Origin of the sequence: Aliiroseovarius lamellibrachiae (assembly GCF_018599245.1) — a bacterium.
In the GTDB taxonomy this organism is placed as follows: domain Bacteria; phylum Pseudomonadota; class Alphaproteobacteria; order Rhodobacterales; family Rhodobacteraceae; genus Aliiroseovarius; species Aliiroseovarius lamellibrachiae.
In genome coordinates this window covers 381,884-398,831 of record NZ_JAHEVJ010000002.1, presented here as the reverse complement: position 1 = coordinate 398,831, position 16,948 = coordinate 381,884, and the positions used below count along the sequence as shown (strand labels likewise).

Below are 16,948 nucleotides of genomic sequence, written 5' to 3'. Positions count from 1 at the left end.
ACCTTTGGATTAACTCTCAGACAAAAAGATTTGGATGCGCTGTTGAAACGTCACGCCATTTTCAGCGGTGGCATTCAGGCGCAAATTCCAGTTCCCGCCATCCAACGCACCGACATTGGCAACATAGGCCCCGGTGGAGCTTTGGGTGAACGCGGGTTCTTGATCATCTTTCACTTGGGTCGCACGACCGAGGATGGCATAAATCGACGCCACCTTAACCGGATCACCGGCTTTGTCTTTGATGTCCAAGATCAGAGTTTCCCCTTCGATCTTGGCGCCCACATCCCACCCCAGCCCCTCTTGTGCGGCCTTCAGGCGATTAAACTGCTGACTGGCCACATAGGAGTTTTTAGTCTCCAGCCCGGGAAAGGTCGTGATCGCCGAATAGGCCATGAACACATTCACGCCGATGATAATGGCAAAGGCCGACACGGTGATGGCCAGCACATGCTTGCCGGTCAGCACAAATTCTTTTTTGCCAGCCTCATTTTTACCTGTCTCTTGTTTCATATTTCTTGTCCCAAATGGCGTCGGCCGGTTGGGGCGGGCCTTAGCGGCCACGCCCGTTAAACACAGTATCATGGTAGGTCCGATCACCCGTTACCCCATCCACAATCCAAAGCCGGATTTCAGTGCGGTCTTTGGTGGCGGCCTCCGAACCGGCAGGGGCAATCACATACACACGCTGTTTGGCTTCGGTATCAGGATTAGCAACTAACACAAGTTTGTCCGACCCTTCCAGTTCCAGTTCCAGATCCGAACCAAGCGGCAGCGCAAAGTAATAGGGCCATTCCTCGCCATGACGGTTGCGCACACCCACATCATAGGTGTTGCGAACCGCACCGTCAGAAAGGGTTACATAGGTTGGATTGCGCACTGGGCGAACTGTCACGTCCACGGCCGGGCGCACAAACAACAACACGGTCAGCCCGATGCCAACTGCGGCCCAGAGGCTTACATAAAGTATGGTACGCGGGCGCAGCAGGTGTTTGATCACCGGTACTTTTTGATTACCTGCACGCTCGCTGGTTTCGTCTTTCCAAGCAAGATAATCAATCAGCCCGCGTTCTTTGCCGACCTTAGCCATCATGTCATCACAGGCATCGATACAGAGACCACAGGTGATGCATTCCATTTGCTGACCGTCGCGAATGTCGATGCCCATTGGACAGACGTTCACACAAGCGTTGCAATCGATACAATCGCCCAGATCATCGCGGGCTTTACCACGCCCACGGGGTTCCCCACGCCAGTCACGATAGGCGATGGTGATGGTATCTTCGTCCATCATCGCCGCTTGAATGCGGGGCCAAGGGCAGGCGTAAATACAAATCTGCTCGCGCGCGATCCCGCCAAAGAAAAAGGTTGTGGCCGTCAACACCAACACTGTTGTGTAAGCCACCGGGTGGGCTTGCCCCGTGACAAGATCTTTCAACAATGTCGGCGCATCAGCAAAGTAAAATACCCACGCCCCACCAGTTGCAACCGCAATGACGATCCAAAGAAGGAACTTAACCAAACGCTTACGAACTTTCTCGCCGTTCCATTTCTGGCGGTGCAGACGAAGCCGCGCGTTGCGGTCCCCTTCGACCCAGCGTTCCACCAAAATAAACAAATCGGTCCAGACCGTTTGTGGGCAAGCATAACCACACCAGACCCGCCCAGCGGCAGAGGTGAACAGGAACAAGCCCAGCCCGGCCATAATCAAAAGCCCGGCGATGAAATAAAATTCATGCGGCCAGATTTCGATCCAGAAGAAATAGAACCGGCGGTTGGCCATATCGACCAAAATCGCTTGGTTCGGCAGGTTGGGACCGCGGTCCCAACGGATCCACGGTGCAAGATAATAAAGACCAAGGGTAATCCCCATGATCCACCACTTAAGGCTGCGGAAAATGCCTTTGACCCGTTTTGGGAATACGGGTTCGCGGGCGGCGTATAGCTGTTCCGGGGCGTCTGACATTGACAGGGTCCTGTCCTGATAATCGTGAGAGTTTGTTAGTAAGAATTATTCTACATTTCAGCATTGATGTGGATCAAAAATTTTCATTATTGAACATGCGAAGCGTCGCCTTAAGCTATTGTTATTATTTAATTTTCAATTTTGTCGCGGTGACGTCTCGTCGCAGCCCGTCAAAAGGCCGCACCTGCAACAATTCAGTTATCAACGTGACACCGCAATCCTTTGTGGCAAATCACTTGGGGGCGTTCGCCTCACACCAGAGCGTCCGATCGAGCCGTCAGTGATTTTGCGCAAAAATCAGTTTTCCGCTCTTCGCCAAAGGCAAATTACACAGCCTTTTCAACATCTGTAGATAGCATGAAAAAAGCCCGGACCAAAGGCCGGGCTTTTCTATTAGATGGCACCAACCCCGGAGAAACGCGCGAACAGGATCAGGGGCTGGTGCCGAGCCGGGGAGTGAGGCCCCGGATCAGATTTGGGTTGGTCGATGGCTTATTCGCCGCCGCCCAATCCATGTACATAGGTCGCAACAGCGTTGATTTGGCTGTCGGAAAGCTTGCCTTTCCACGCCGGCATCACGCCTTTTGGACCAACAGAAATCGTGTGGATGATTTCATCTTCGGTGTTGCCGTAAAGCCAGATGGCGTCGGCCAGGTTTGGTGCGCCTTGCGAACGATCCCCGGTACCATCTTCAGAGTGACACGCCGAACAATTGTCTGCGAACACCATTGCACCCGCCTCAGCCAGAGTGGCATCAGCATCTGCTTTGGTGACGGGCGACAGGCTCATCACATAGTTTGCAACTTGGCCGATTTCCTCATCCGACAGATAGTCGTCGCCAAAGGCTGGCATTTCCGAGAAACGGGTGTCGTCTTCGAAATCCATCGAACGGATCCCGTGGGTCACCGTAGTCTGGATCTCTTCGATCGACCCACCCCACAGCCAGTCATTGTCCAAAAGGTTCGGATAGCCCGAACCTTCGGTGATGCCGTTGGCACCCGCACCGTGACATTGCGAACAGAAGGTCGCAAAGGTCGCACCGCCTGACTGGATGGCGTAGTTGTGAAGTTCCGAACCACGTTCAAGTGTGGTCAGATCAGCACTGGCCAATTCGGTTTCCAGCGCGCTGTTCATATCTTTGAACCGCTGAATTTCCTCGGCAACGTCACCACGGGTGGACCAGCCAAGATAGCCAGCTGTCGCACCTTTGATCATGGGCCAAGCGGGGTAAGCGATGGAATACCAAATACCCCAAACGATGGTCAAATAGAACACCCAGACCCACCAACGGGGCAACGGATTGTTAAATTCTTCAATCCCGTCCCATTTGTGGCCGGTGGTCTCGACCTTTTTCTTCTCAACAGGTTTTTTACTCATTTGCCACAACTCCTTGAGCTGAGCGCCGGGGGATTAACATAACGTTAGTCCCGGTCACCGGCAGGTTTGTCTTCATGGCGGAAGGGGATGGAGGCCGTGTCGTCATGCACCGCGCGGCTGCCTGGGCGAAACGCCCAGAACACAACCCCGAGGAAAAAGAAAAACATGGCCAAAAGGACCCAGCTGTCTGCGAACAAACGCATAAGGCTATATGTATCCATCATCCCAGCTCCTTACCGGCTTGCGTCAGGTGTAAAGGTCGAGAAATCAACCAATGTGCCCAACATCTGCAAATAGGCGATCAGTGCGTCCATTTCCGACACACCCGGCTTGCCATCAAAGTTGCGCGCTTGCGCTTTTGGATAACGAGCCATCAATGCATCAACATCGGAGTTGTCACCTTCGGGGTCTGCTTGGGTCAACCAATCAGCCTCGGCGGATGCCAATTGCTCTTCGGTGTAAGGCACACCGACAAGTGCATTGGCCTCCAGAAGGTCCCGAACATATTTCGGACTGATTATACGCTCTGCCAGGAAGGCATATTTAGGCATCACCGATTCCGGAACAACCGACTGTGGATCCGAAAGGTGATCCACATGCCAATCGTCCGAATACCGGGCCCCAACACGGGCAAGGTCAGGACCTGTCCGTTTGGATCCCCATTGGAACGGGTGGTCATACTGGCTTTCTGCGGCCAGTGAATAGTGACCATACCGTTCAACTTCGTCACGCATTGGGCGGATCATTTGCGAGTGACAGACATAACAGCCTTCGCGCACATAAATGTTCCGACCTTCCAGCTCAAGCGGCGAGTAGGGGCGCATGCCTTCTACGTCCTCGATGGTATTTTCGAGGTAGAAGAGCGGTGCGATTTCAACCATGCCGCCGATGCTCACCACCAAAAGGCTGGAGACGAGCAAGAGCGTTGCGTTCTTTTCAAGAACAACGTGTTTATCAAGAATTCCCATCGTCATCCCCTCCTTATTCAGCCGGAGCCGCAGCGGGAGCTTCAGCTTCTTGAGCTGGAGCGCGCAATACGGTCATCAAAAGGTTGTAGCACATGATCAATGCACCCGAGAGGAACAGAACCCCACCCAGACCACGAACCACATACATTGGGAATTTGGCAGACACGGTGTCAGCGAACGAGTTCACAAGGAAGCCTTGTGCGTCAACTTCACGCCACATCAGACCTTCGAGAATACCGGTCACCCACATCGACGATGCGTACAGAACGATACCGATGGTGGCGAGCCAGAAGTGCCAGCTGACCAGACGAAGGCTGTAAAGACCGGTACGGTTCCACAGTCTCGGCGTCAGGAAGTACAAGGCACCAAAGGTGATCATGCCGTTCCAACCAAGCGCACCAGAGTGTACGTGACCAATGGTCCAGTCGGTATAGTGTGACAAGGCGTTCACCGCGCGGATCGACATCATCGGACCTTCAAAGGTCGACATGCCGTAGAAACCGATCGACACAACCATCATACGAATGATCGGGTCGGTGCGCAGTTTATCCCATGCACCAGACAGGGTCATCAGACCGTTGATCATACCACCCCAGGACGGCATCCACAGGATAACCGAGAAGACCATACCCAAAGTCCCAGCCCAATCGGGCAAAGCGGTATAGTGCAGGTGGTGAGGACCAGCCCAGATATACAGGAAGATCAAAGCCCAGAAGTGGATGATCGACAGTTTGTACGAGAAAACCGGACGTTCAGCTTGCTTTGGTACAAAGTAGTACATCATGCCAAGGAAGCCCGCGGTCAGGAAAAAGCCAACAGCGTTGTGGCCGTACCACCACTGTGTCATTGCATCCTGCACACCCGAGAAGAGCTGAACCGATTTCGACCCAAAGATCGAAACTGGCAACGCCAGGTTGTTCACAACATGCAACATCGCGATGGTCACAATGAACGACAGATAGAACCAGTTGGCCACATAGATATGCGGCTCTTTGCGCTTTATCAACGTGCCAAGGAACACCAGAAGATAAGCAACCCAAACAACGGTCAACCACAGGTCGGTGTACCATTCAGGCTCTGCATATTCTTTCGATTGGGTTGCACCCAACAGATATCCGGTGGCTGCCAGCACGATGAAAAGCTGATATCCCCAGAACACAAACCATGCCAGATTGCCGCCCCAAAGGCGCGCGCCACTGGTGCGCTGAACAATATAGAACGAGCTGGTGATCAGCGCGGTACCGCCAAATGCGAAAATCACTGCAGAGGTGTGCAGCGGACGCAAGCGACCAAAGTTCAAATACCCCTCGGCCCAGCCGAAGTTCAATTGCGGAAAGGCCAACTGGAACGCAATGAACGTCCCAACCAAAAAGCCAACCGCGCCCCAAAAGGCCGTCAGCGCCACGCCCACACGTATGGGCCCATCCATATATCCTGTTTCAACAACTTTAGGTTCACCCACTTTTTTCAGTGAATAAACAAAAAGGCCAGTCGCGATAAGCGTCACCAGGATGGCATGCACCCCATACGCGAGATCGCGAGCATAGCTAGCGGCAATGGCGGCCAAAACTGCAATCAGGCCAAACACTACCAATTTTAGGTAATCCCACATTTTTGCGTCCCTTCGTCTCTGTCATGAATGTGCCCGCCTTGAAAAACTGGGATTCGGACACACTTGTCGACTTTTGTCGGTTTGGACCTATCCCCTAGTGACTACCTTGATCCATGTCAAAACTGTCGCACCAAGGCTGTTTTCTTGCCTTTGACCCATGTCAAAGCGTCGCAGGTGGGGGTTGTGCAGGCTATGGACAATACCTTCAGGAGCCGTCCATGGACTACAAAACCATCACCACCGTCCTCACGGACGAAAATATGTGCGATGCCTCATTCAAGGCCGCACAGACCCTCGCCCGCACCAACGAGGCGCATTTGAACACGCTTTGCCTTGGCGTCGATCACTCGCAACAAGGTGTCTACTACGCAGGCGCCTCAGCGATGATGATCCAGGACAATCTAACGATGGCCCGCGATGCGGCCGCTGAAATGGAAGATTACGCGCGCAAGACCTTGTCCGGTGCAACCTTTGATTGGTCCGTAACCTGCCTGTCTTCGCAAATGGTGGCCCTCAATGGCTTGATCGCCCACCACACACGGTTCGCCGACCTTGTCGTCTTGCCCCGCCCTTACGGCGAAGGGCGCGGCCATGACGCCGAAGCCACGGTCGAGGCCGCGCTGTTCAACGGTTCCGCACCGGTGATTATCATGCCAGATGGATCCGCCCTTCCTGAGACACTCGAGAACGTGGTTGTTGCCTGGAATGAAAGCGCCGAAGCCCTGCGTGCCATCCGTCTTGCGATGCCGTTTTTGCAAAGGGCCCGCAATGTTTACATCGCCATCATCGACCCGCCCAGCCATGGGCCGGAACGCTCGGACCCCGGTGGCGCGCTCAGCCAAATGCTGTCGCGTCATGGCGTGCGCGCAGAGGTCACCGTTATGGCGCGCACCCTGCCCCGCGTGTCAGATATTCTGAACCGTCACGCGCGTGACAAAGATGCCGATTTGATTGTGATGGGTGCTTATGGTCATTCGCGGTTCCGCGAATCCATTATGGGCGGCGCCACCCGACACATGCTGGAAGTTGCTGCAAAGCCAGTATTTCTGGCGCATTGACCCTACTTCATTCACGAAGACAGAACCGCACAAAAAAAACGAGCCGTAGGGCACGGCTCGTTTTGACAGTCTGAGACCCGTCGTGCGTCGTTAGGTCAGGCCAACGGCCCCCCATCAAAATCATCACCGGTTTCCGCCATCAGGATCGCGAAATCTGGAATGATCACACGACGCTTGCCTTCAAGCACAATGATCCCGGCCTTTTTCAGCGCAGAAATCTGGCGGCTTACCGTCTCAAGCGTCAGGCCAAGATAATCCGCCATCGCTTCGCGTGTCAGCGGCAGATCAAGCGCCATACCAGAGGTGGGCGTCAACTGGTTCAACGTCGCATCGCGGCGCGCCAAGATGGCCAACAGGCTGGCAATCTTTTCGCGGGCTGTTTTGCGCCCCAAAATCAGCATCCATTCCCGCGCACTGTCCAGTTCATCCAATGTCATCTGCAACAGGCGCGTTCCAATCGACGGGGTGCTGCCCATCAGCTCTTCAAACGGTTTTTTGCGAAAGCAGCACACTGTCAGATCCGAAACAGCCACCACATCAAAGGGTGCAAAATCCCGCCCCGGCCGACCGATAAAGTCCGACGGCAGCAACAGACCCACCATCTGGGTGCGCCCATCCTCCATCGTTTGGCTAAGGGTCGCAATTCCGCTGACCACAGAGGCGACAAATTCCATCTGATCACCGGCCCACAACACCGGTTGGCCTGCCTCATAAGTTCGGTAATACTTGATTTCTTCAAGCCGATCCAATTCGTCCGGTTCGCAACGCGAACAAACAGCCCGGTGGCGAATCGGGCATGATCCACACTCGCGAGAATTGAACTTAAGATCTTTAATTGCAGTGTTCATGAGGTTTTCCATCGGGAATTTGATCCCGCTTGATCCTGATCAATGTTGCGCGCGCGTTCGTCTATAGAGACTAGTCGAATGCAAACACTTACGCAACTCAGACGCCTTGGACTTTTTGATGCGCGGGTTCCTCGTTACACGAGCTACCCGACCGCTCTGCACTTCAAGCCAGGGTTCAGCCCCGATACCGCCGCGAACTGGATCCAGGCGATCCCAGCAGGCGACACTGTGTCGCTCTATGTTCACATCCCATTTTGCCGCCGGTTGTGTTGGTTCTGTGCGTGTCGCACGCAAGGCACCGCAACAGCCGAACCCGTGGCCGCCTATCTTGAAAGCCTCAAGACAGAGCTTGCGACCATCAAGGGGCTTGTGGCGCCCGGCGTGAAAATCGAACACCTGCATTGGGGCGGCGGGACGCCAACCCTGTTGCAACCGGACATGATCACTGATCTGACCGCCGCCATTCTGGACACGATGCCCTTGGCTGAGAACGCCCAGTTCTCGGTTGAAATCGATCCGTCCGAGGTTGATGACGCCCGTCTAGACGCGCTTGCCGCCGCGGGGATGAACCGTGCCTCAATCGGCGTGCAGGACTTTGATCCGATGATCCAAGAGGTCATCGGTCGCCCGCAAAGCTATGAGATCACCAAACAGACGGTGGATGGGCTGCGCGCGCGCGGCATCACCAGTCTGAACATGGACATCCTTTATGGGTTGCCCCACCAGAACCAAGCCCGGATTACGGACTCGGTTGAGAAGCTGATCAGCCTTGGCCCCGACCGCGTGGCCTTGTTTGGCTATGCGCATGTGCCGTGGATGGCGCGCCGTCAAAACCTGATCCCAACAGAAGCGCTGCCGTCTGCAGAAGAGCGGCTAGAGCTTTTCAACACCGCGCGGGATATGTTCTTGGATGCGGGCCTTGTTGAAATTGGCATCGACCATTTTGCCCTGCCTGACGACGGGCTTGCCACCGCGCATAAAGCAGGCACCATGCGCCGCAATTTCCAAGGCTATACTGAAGATACCTCGCAAGTGTTGATCGGTGTCGGGGCAAGTTCCATTTCCCGTTACCCGCAAGGTTACGCCCAAAACGAACCAGCCACAGCCAAATACCAAGCCGCTGCGCGCGCGGGTAATTTGTCCGTCTCAAAAGGCCACGCCTTTGGCGGGGATGACTGGGTGCGCAGCCGGATTATCGAACTGATCTTATGCGATTTCAAAGTCGATTTCGCACAGGTCGCGCAAGAGCTGCATGACGATGTGACCCGGCTTGTGTCGATGGCCGACGGTCTGGCAGACGCTATGCCTGATACCTTTGACCTTTCGGACAATGTCTTGACCATCCATGAGGCATCACGCCCCTTGGCGCGGATCATTGCCCGTCATTTTGACGCCTATGAGATGAATGCCGCAGGCCACAGCCAAGCGGTGTAAGCACTTCTAAACACACCTGAAAAGCACGCCGCACGGCGTGCTTTTTTCATTTCTGAAGCGTCAATCCAGATATCCTGCCTCGTCTGCAACCCGTTCAATGACGGTGCCCAAGGTCAGGTCTTTCTCAAACGTTCCCTGCTTGAGAAATCCAATCACTTGCGCAATCACCAGCGGATTGGTCATCATAAACGTATGGGTGACCGGCAAGACAATGTGATCCGTCATCCCTTCAATCTTGGTGCTTTCGACCGACACTTTCCCATCGTCCTCCCCCTCAATCAATGTTGAGTAGATCGGGTTCATCGAGCGGTTCCCAGCAATCACGCCCACCTCATAATTGGGCAGCCCTACGTGATTGGGCACCGAGTTTTCATCGGTTCCCAATTGCAGCCCCGCCGGGCCATTGATCCATTCAAACGGCTCAAGAGATTGAAAGGCATCAACCAACTGCGACCCTTTGTTCGGGGGTGCCAACATCACCACACGGCCCATGTTTTCAGGACGGTGGTCTTGCAACCAAACGCGCGCAAGAATGCCGCCCATCGAGTGGGTGACAAAGTTGATTTTTTGCGCCCCACACGCCTTTACGGCTGGTGGGATCGCAGCTTCGACAAGAATATCAATTTCCGCTTTTGTTGATGGATACCCCAGATTGACCACCGTATAGCCCTCGGCGCTCAGCGCCTCTTCCATCACCCAAAGCGAAGATGGCGAACGCGCAAGCCCGTGCAGCAGCACCACGCACTCGTCCGTGGCTGGCTGCGCTGGGGCAGACTGGGTCGAGGCAGACTGGGCTGAGGCAATACAAAGGGCGCTGGCGGCGAACAAACGTTTCAACATGCCCCATACATAGGCGGGCTTGCATTCAGATACGAGAGGCGGGATGTCGCGGATTTCCAAATGGGCAAACACCAGCGCATAACCGCAAGAGTGTTCCCAATAAAAAAGGCGCGCCATTGGCACGCCCTTCTGTTTCAAGCCTTTCACGACGGGCGGGTTTCAGACCTCAGTGTAGAACCCAGGTGCCACCCAGCGAATAACCAACGCACCGGCACCGGCCAGGGTCACAGCCACAACCAGCGGCCACCCAACCACCGGAAGCATCGCCAGAATGGTCACCGCGACCGCACCAGAAAGTGCGGCAATCGCCCGCTCGGGCAAGGTGGCAGGCTGCGGTTGCCCCACAAGCAAAACTGCGCCAACGCCCAGAATATAGCTGCCGATCACATACCCCGCGAGCGCCAAAAGCACTGCACCCAAAATCGCAAATGGCGCAAGCAAGATGCCGTAGCCTGTTACGCCCAGCACAAACAACGCCCCCGCCAAAGCCGAGACCGCCAAGAACCCCATCCAAATCGCCCGAAACGGGCTTTCAAGCGTACGCTCGCGCAAGCTCATTAAAGCGCCCGGTACAAAATAGGCGACGATGGTTGCCAAAACCGTAAGGGTCAGGATGGAGCCAATTTTGCCGCCGAACCAAGACATCCAACCTTGTCCGCTGGACATATCCGTTTCGTTGCTTCCGTCCACGGTAATCCCACCATCGAATTCCTCTTCGGAATGGCGCTGAATCCGGTCAGCAGGCACCACAAATTCCGGCACGACAATGTCCTCGACGTTCTTGGCATAGAGGTGCAGCGTGCCGTTGATCCGGGCATTTTCCCCAAACGAAATGTTCTTGGTCGCAAAGCTGGCATCGCCTGAAATGGTTTCTGTCAGCAGAATATTTTCAGCCGCGATCAATGCGCTGTCGCCAATAGCCCCTGTCAATTCAACGCGTTGCGCCGCAACACGCACATCACCTAGAACCGGAGCCGCAACCAATACCGTGTCGCCCGCAAGCTGTGCATCGCCCCCTACGTCAGCCGCCACATTCACATTCACACCTGCCGCGTAAAGACCATTGCCAACCGGAGCAGAAATCGAAACCGAACGTCCCCCCGCATGAGCAGAGCCTTCGACGGGGGCCGAGATCACCACCGTATTGCCGACGATGAACGCGTCATCCACAGCATCTCCAGACAGGGTGACGTTATCGCCAGCCATATAGGCATCGCCCCCAAAACGGTACACCTCTTGCGCGGTGGCTGGCAGCGCTGCAAGGGTCAGGAGGGAAATCAAAAGAGGTTTAAACATGGCTGTCCCCGCCAAAATGTTGATGTTATGCGCATTAACATAAGGGGGTTTTTGTCCAGTTGTAAGGGGGGGATTGAAAATTTCTGCCGCCCCCCGAAAACAGCGCGCCCGACAGGCCATACCCAAAGCCGCGCGTCGCGTGATTGAAAGGCGGGAGATTGCCACGAACCCTCAAAAAAATGGCGGCCCGAAGACCGCCATTTCCAATTCTTTTTTTGGGCTCTCGGCAGATTGGCCATAAGGCCAATCGCCTGTCGCAGTCGAATTTCCTAATGGAAATTCAACTTACATCATGCCGCCCATGCCGCCCATGTCGGGCATGCCGCCACCTGGCATGCCGCCTGCGCCTTCTTTCGAAGGTTTGTCAGCAACCATAGCTTCGGTGGTGATCAACAGACCAGCGATCGAGGCTGCGTCTTCCAAAGCGGTACGTGCCACTTTTGCAGGGTCAATCACACCAAATTCGAACATGTCACCATATTCTTCGCTCTGCGCGTTAAAGCCAAAGCTTGCATCGTCGCTTTCGCGCACTTTGCCAGCCACAACAGCCCCGTCAACACCAGCGTTTTCAGCGATCTGACGCAGTGGCGCTTCGATGGCTTTTTGCACGATAACGATACCGGCGTTCTGATCAGCGTTTGCGCCTTTCAGACCGGCCAGCGCTTTACCAGCTTGAACCAAAGCAACACCACCACCAACGATCACGCCTTCTTGCACGGCCGCACGGGTCGCGTTCAGGGCGTCATCAACGCGGTCTTTGCGTTCTTTCACTTCCACTTCGGTCATGCCACCAACGCGGATCACAGCAACACCGCCAGCCAATTTGGCAACGCGTTCTTGCAGTTTTTCACGGTCATAGTCAGACGTGGTTTCTTCGGCTTGGGTGCGGATCTGGGCAACGCGTGCTGCGATCTCGGCTTTTTCGCCTGCGCCATCAACGATGGTGGTCTCGTCTTTGGTGATTTCGATCTTCTTGGCGGTGCCAAGCATATCCATAGTCACCGACTCGAGCTTCATGCCCAGATCTTCGGCAATCACTTGACCACCGGTCAGGATCGCGATGTCTTGCAACATGGCTTTACGACGGTCGCCAAAGCCAGGGGCCTTAACAGCAGCGATTTTCAGACCGCCACGCAGTTTGTTCACAACCAAAGTTGCCAGGGCTTCGCCTTCAACATCTTCTGCAATGATCAAAAGTGGTTTTTGCGACTGGATCACTTGCTCCAGCAGGGGAACCATGGATTGCAGCGACGAGAGTTTTTTCTCGTGCAAAAGAACCAGACAATCGTCCAGATCAGCAACCATTTTATCTGGGTTGGTCACGAAGTAAGGGGACAGGTAACCGCGGTCAAACTGCATGCCTTCAACAACGGTGGTTTCTGTTTCCAGACCTTTGTTCTCTTCAACGGTGATCACGCCTTCGTTGCCAACTTTTTGCATCGCGTCTGCGATTTGCTGGCCGATTTCGGTTTCGCCGTTGGCAGAAATGGTACCAACTTGTGCAACTTCGTCGCTGTCAGCCACGTCACGAGCAGAGGCTTTGATGCCGTCAACAACGGTCGCAACAGCCAGGTCGATGCCGCGTTTCAGATCCATTGGGTTCAGGCCAGCAGCAACCTGTTTCAGACCTTCGCGAACAATCGCTTGGGCCAGAACGGTGGCTGTGGTGGTGCCGTCGCCAGCTTCGTCATTGGTGCGCGAAGCCACTTCTTTGACCATCTGTGCGCCCATGTTTTCGAACTTGTCTTCCAGCTCGATCTCTTTGGCAACAGATACACCGTCTTTGGTGATGCGCGGGGCGCCGAACGACTTATCAAGAACCACGTTGCGGCCTTTCGGGCCGAGGGTCACTTTTACAGCGTCAGCGAGGATGTTCACGCCGCGCAGCATTGCGTTGCGGGCATCGGTATCGAACTTTACGTCCTTAGCAGCCATTATGCTTGCTCCTAGAATTCTTAGTTTTCAGATCAGACGATTAGGACAAGATGCCCATGATGTCGTTTTCTTTCATGATCAACAGCTCTTCACCGGCAACGGTGATTTCAGTGCCAGACCATTTGCCGAACAGAACTTTGTCGCCAGCTTTTACAGCAGGTGCGATCAGTTCGCCGTTGTCTTTGCGTGCGCCTTCGCCCACGGAAACAACTTCGCCCTCGGCGGGCTTTTCTTTTGCGCTTTCAGGGATGATCAGACCGCCAGCGGTCTTTTCTTCGCTTTCAACACGGCGGACCAAAACGCGGTCATGCAGCGGAGTAAATGCCATTTCTGAGGCTCCTTAGCGTCAGTTTCTATTTTCTGGCACTCACTGCGTGTGAGTGCTAACGACGAAAGAGTTAGGCATCGAAATGAGGGGTGTCAACAGGCGCCGCAAAGAATTTCTGACAGTTTTTCAGCAAACCAATTTACCAGACGGCCAGTGTTTGGGCGCACGCGACAAAAGCCCCCCCCGTATCACTCCTCAAGCAGATGCTCATACCGCCGATCCGTCAGCGTCTTCATGAACGCCACAAGTGCATCCACGCGTTTGTCGTCCAGCGCAGGGCCGTGGGTCAGTTCGGTCACCGCAAGGTTTTGCGGGATCTCTGGCATCCTCCATGGCTTGCCGGTTTCAGGATTGATCTGACGTGCTTTCGCAAGCGAGTTATATTTGTTGTAGAACAGAACCACCGTGCGCAAATCCTGAAACACCCCATTGTGCATATAGGGGCCTGTCACGGCGACATTACGCAACGTAGGCACCTTAAACCGCCCGCCCGCCGCAGCATCCGTCACGGCAGGGTTGGCCAGCAACCCCAAATCCCGCCCCGTAACACCATTGGCCGCGCGCACCGCTTGGTTCACTGGCACGCCAATGTTGTGATACTCATAATTCGCAAATGTCTCATCCTGCGCAAGCGGCGAGACGCGCAGTTGGTGGCACAGGTTGCAGTTGGTGAACTGCTCAGAAAAGAACAACACGCGCCCCAGCTCCTCTTCTTTGGACAGGGTCACTTCGCCTTTCAAAAACCGGTCATATTTACTGTCAAACGGCGCAAACACTTCAGTTTTCTCGAACGCTGCAATGGATTGTGTCATGGCCGCATACGCCGCATCGGTGTCAGTCAGAATGCCCTCGCCAAACAGCGCCTGAAAGCTGGCCACATAGTCAGAGTTCTCGGACAGGCGCGCGATCACTGACGCCTTGTCCGGCATACCCATCTCAATAGGATTGAGCGGCGGGCCACCCGCTTGCCCCGCCAAATCCGCCTCGCGGCCATCCAAGAACATGCCGCCAACCCACATCTTTTCATCCACTTGCGAAAATCCGGGGGCAAACATGGCGTAGGCGGCCGTTGGCGCCGTGCGGTCGCCCAAACTGACCCCATCATCGCCCAAGGACACCGCCTTGCCCACCTCGGTTTCACGAGGGTCCACAAAGCCATACGCCGGATCATGGCAGGTGGCACAGCTTTGGGTACGATTTTTTGACAGGTTCACATCGAAAAACAGCGCCTCCCCCAAGGCCTCAAGTGTGTCTTGTGCCGCAGCGGGGGTTGCCAATCCGAGTGCAAGAAAAATAGCCAAACCGCGCATCACGCTCTCCTTTACCGTTCAGACGTGCTTACATCTGATTCGTGTAAAAGAAAATTGATCCCGATCAAAATTGTCAGATTACTTGCGGATGAGTTTGGCCGCGTCCAGCCCCGTGTCCGTCAATCCATACACCCCACGCTCAACCCGTTCAAACCAGCCATAGTGATTGTCCGCCATCATCCGCGTGGCGCGCGAAACTTCCGTAGCCTTGACCAACTCCGCCCCTTTCATCGGGCCATGCGCGGCCAAATGTGCGGCCAGCTTTTCGGCCTCTTGCTGATAGGCCGTGACGATTTTGCCGCGCGTGCCCCCCGTATTGGGATCGCCTTCGCGCTTGGCAAACTCGCCCAACAAACGGGCAGATTTCACCTTGGATTTGCGCGGTTGATACGGCGCCGGGTCACAATGCACCTGCACCGCGCCCTCTTTCACCTTCACCGACAACACGCCCAAACCGAGCCTGCGACACAGGCCAATGTTGCCTTTAAACGTCCGCCATCCTGCCTTGCCGGCCCAGCGCGGCACCGCGACATAGACGTGATCGGTGATGGCTTGCCGGGCCACGGCCTGTTGCAAAAGGGTCAGTGAAAATCCGGTCTTCAGCTCAACCACCACCGGGGCTTCACCCTCGCGGAGCGCCATCACATCAGCCGCACCAACCTCAGCCTTCACCTCATACCCTAATCCCTCAAGCCAAGATTTCACCGGGTCATACAGATCTGTTTCAGCGATTTTGCCCACGCGGCCCCCTGCCTTTACGGGAAAACTAGTTTTCTAGTTTTCTAGTTTTCTAGTTTTCTAGTTTTCTAGTTTTCTAGTTTTCTAGTTTTCTAGTTTTCTAGTTTTCTAGTTTTCTAGTTTTCTAGTTTTCTAGTTTTCTAGTTTTCTAGAAAATGAAACGCCAGAGCGCTCGTCAATCAAATAAAAGACCGCACCCCATCCGCCTAATGTCAGCGCGAACACAGGTGACAAGATCGCAGCCCCCCCCTATAAGGCCCCCAAACTCCTTATTGCAAAGACGGAATGACCCCATGACCACGCTTGTATTCGGCCATAAATCCCCCGACACCGACAGCACCGGATCGCCCCTTGTTTGGGCTTGGTATCTGAACGAAGTAAAGGGCATCGACGCAAAGCCCGTTCTTTTGGGCACCCCCAACACCGAAGCCCAGTTCATGGTGAAACGCTGGGGTTTTGAGATGCCCGAAATCATCGAGGACGTGGCCGACGGACAAGCTTGTGTGGTTGTGGACACCAACAACCCGGCGGAATTGCCCGCCAATATCAACGGCGCGGATGTGCAAGCGATCATCGACCACCACAAGCTGGTTGGCGGGCTTGAGACCAAAGGCCCGATCGACATCACCATCCGCCCCTTGGCCTGCACCGCGACCATTATGATTGACCTGATGGGCGATGATGCGGCGAAAATGCCCGACAACATCAAAGCCGCCGCGCTGACCTGTATCCTGTCCGACACGCTGGAATTCCGCTCGCCCACCACCACCGATCACGACCGCGAAGTGACTGAGCAGCTGGCGGCGGATCTCGGCATCAATATCTCGGAATACGCGTCCGAAATGTTTGAGGCGAAATCAGATGTGTCTGCGTTCTCGGCCGCTGAACTGTGCCGCCTCGACAGCAAAGTGTTCGAAGTTGACGGCACAAAATTCCGCGTGGGTGTGTTGGAAACCACCGCACCGAAAATGATTTTGGACCGCAAAGACGAACTGATGGCTTCGTTTGAAGATGTCGCCAAAGAAGACGCGCTGGACCAAGTGCTGCTGTTCGTCGTCGACATCCTGAACGAAGAAGCCACCCTGTTTGTGCCAAACGATCTGGTGAAAACCGTTGCTGAGAAAAGCTTCGGTGCGACCGTCACCGGCGACACCGTGGTCCTGCCCGGCATCATGAGCCGCAAAAAGCAGATCATCCCGAACCTGGCTGTTTAAACCGCGTTTGACATCAATTTTGACAAG

16 protein-coding genes are annotated in these 16,948 nt (G+C 54.9%); 3 read left to right on the top strand and 13 right to left on the bottom strand.

What is annotated here, in order from left to right; all coding sequences use genetic code 11:
- Positions 1–9 precede the first annotated feature (9 nt).
- The 6 genes from KKW20_RS05360 to ccoN form a co-directional block, all read right to left on the bottom strand.
- The gene (locus KKW20_RS05360; RefSeq protein ID WP_214566778.1) at positions 10–510 is read right to left on the bottom strand and encodes a FixH family protein; all 501 of its coding nucleotides are present in this window, start codon (positions 508–510) and stop codon (positions 10–12) included.
- Positions 511–550: 40 nt separating this feature from the next.
- Positions 551–1,963 (bottom strand): cytochrome c oxidase accessory protein CcoG, encoded by a 1,413-nt coding sequence (ccoG, locus tag KKW20_RS05355; protein ID WP_214566777.1) that lies wholly within the window; start codon positions 1,961–1,963, stop codon positions 551–553.
- Between the two features lie 492 nt (positions 1,964–2,455).
- On the bottom strand, positions 2,456–3,340 hold the full coding sequence (ccoP, locus tag KKW20_RS05350) for a cytochrome-c oxidase, cbb3-type subunit III (RefSeq protein ID WP_214566776.1): 885 nt from the start codon (positions 3,338–3,340) through the stop codon (positions 2,456–2,458).
- Between the two features lie 44 nt (positions 3,341–3,384).
- Positions 3,385–3,561, bottom strand: coding sequence for a cbb3-type cytochrome c oxidase subunit 3 (locus tag KKW20_RS05345; protein ID WP_214566936.1), 177 nt, complete (start codon positions 3,559–3,561; stop codon positions 3,385–3,387).
- Between the two features lie 12 nt (positions 3,562–3,573).
- Positions 3,574–4,308, bottom strand: a complete 735-nt coding sequence (gene ccoO / locus KKW20_RS05340; RefSeq protein ID WP_214566775.1) for a cytochrome-c oxidase, cbb3-type subunit II — start codon at positions 4,306–4,308, stop codon at positions 3,574–3,576.
- A 13-nt stretch (positions 4,309–4,321) separates the two neighbouring features.
- Positions 4,322–5,920 (bottom strand): cytochrome-c oxidase, cbb3-type subunit I, encoded by a 1,599-nt coding sequence (gene ccoN / locus KKW20_RS05335; protein WP_214566774.1) that lies wholly within the window; start codon positions 5,918–5,920, stop codon positions 4,322–4,324.
- Between the two features lie 218 nt (positions 5,921–6,138).
- Here ccoN and KKW20_RS05330 point away from each other — a divergent pair, with 218 nt between their 5' ends.
- Complete coding sequence (locus KKW20_RS05330; RefSeq protein WP_214566773.1) at positions 6,139–6,978, top strand: universal stress protein; 840 nt, start codon at positions 6,139–6,141, stop codon at positions 6,976–6,978.
- Positions 6,979–7,073: 95 nt separating this feature from the next.
- Here KKW20_RS05330 and fnrL read toward each other — a convergent pair whose 3' ends face one another.
- A complete protein-coding gene (fnrL, locus tag KKW20_RS05325) occupies positions 7,074–7,826 on the bottom strand; it encodes a transcriptional regulator FnrL (protein WP_214566771.1) in 753 nt (250 codons plus the stop codon).
- 78 nt (positions 7,827–7,904) lie between these two features.
- Here fnrL and hemN point away from each other — a divergent pair, with 78 nt between their 5' ends.
- The gene (gene hemN / locus KKW20_RS05320) at positions 7,905–9,260 is read left to right on the top strand and encodes an oxygen-independent coproporphyrinogen III oxidase (RefSeq protein WP_214566769.1); all 1,356 of its coding nucleotides are present in this window, start codon (positions 7,905–7,907) and stop codon (positions 9,258–9,260) included.
- A 60-nt stretch (positions 9,261–9,320) separates the two neighbouring features.
- Here the strand turns inward: hemN and KKW20_RS05315 are convergent, their stop codons facing one another.
- From KKW20_RS05315 to KKW20_RS05290, 6 genes are all read right to left on the bottom strand, one after another.
- Positions 9,321–10,100 carry an alpha/beta fold hydrolase gene (locus KKW20_RS05315; protein WP_214566935.1) on the bottom strand — a complete coding sequence of 260 codons (780 nt, stop codon included), beginning with the start codon at positions 10,098–10,100 and terminating at the stop codon, positions 9,321–9,323.
- Between the two features lie 159 nt (positions 10,101–10,259).
- Positions 10,260–11,396: a hypothetical protein gene (locus KKW20_RS05310; protein ID WP_214566767.1), complete on the bottom strand. Its 1,137-nt coding sequence runs from the start codon at positions 11,394–11,396 to the stop codon at positions 10,260–10,262.
- 285 nt (positions 11,397–11,681) lie between these two features.
- Positions 11,682–13,331, bottom strand: coding sequence for a chaperonin GroEL (groL, locus tag KKW20_RS05305; protein ID WP_214566765.1), 1,650 nt, complete (start codon positions 13,329–13,331; stop codon positions 11,682–11,684).
- Between the two features lie 40 nt (positions 13,332–13,371).
- Positions 13,372–13,659 (bottom strand): co-chaperone GroES, encoded by a 288-nt coding sequence (locus KKW20_RS05300; protein ID WP_214566759.1) that lies wholly within the window; start codon positions 13,657–13,659, stop codon positions 13,372–13,374.
- Positions 13,660–13,847: 188 nt separating this feature from the next.
- Complete coding sequence (locus tag KKW20_RS05295) at positions 13,848–14,969, bottom strand: cytochrome-c peroxidase (RefSeq protein ID WP_214566757.1); 1,122 nt, start codon at positions 14,967–14,969, stop codon at positions 13,848–13,850.
- Positions 14,970–15,047: 78 nt separating this feature from the next.
- Positions 15,048–15,710: a DUF2161 domain-containing phosphodiesterase gene (locus KKW20_RS05290; RefSeq protein WP_343207552.1), complete on the bottom strand. Its 663-nt coding sequence runs from the start codon at positions 15,708–15,710 to the stop codon at positions 15,048–15,050.
- A gap of 290 nt (positions 15,711–16,000) precedes the next feature.
- Here KKW20_RS05290 and KKW20_RS05285 point away from each other — a divergent pair, with 290 nt between their 5' ends.
- Entirely contained in the window at positions 16,001–16,921 is a 921-nt protein-coding gene (locus tag KKW20_RS05285; RefSeq protein ID WP_214566756.1) for a manganese-dependent inorganic pyrophosphatase, read from the top strand.
- Positions 16,922–16,948: the final 27 nt, after the last annotated feature.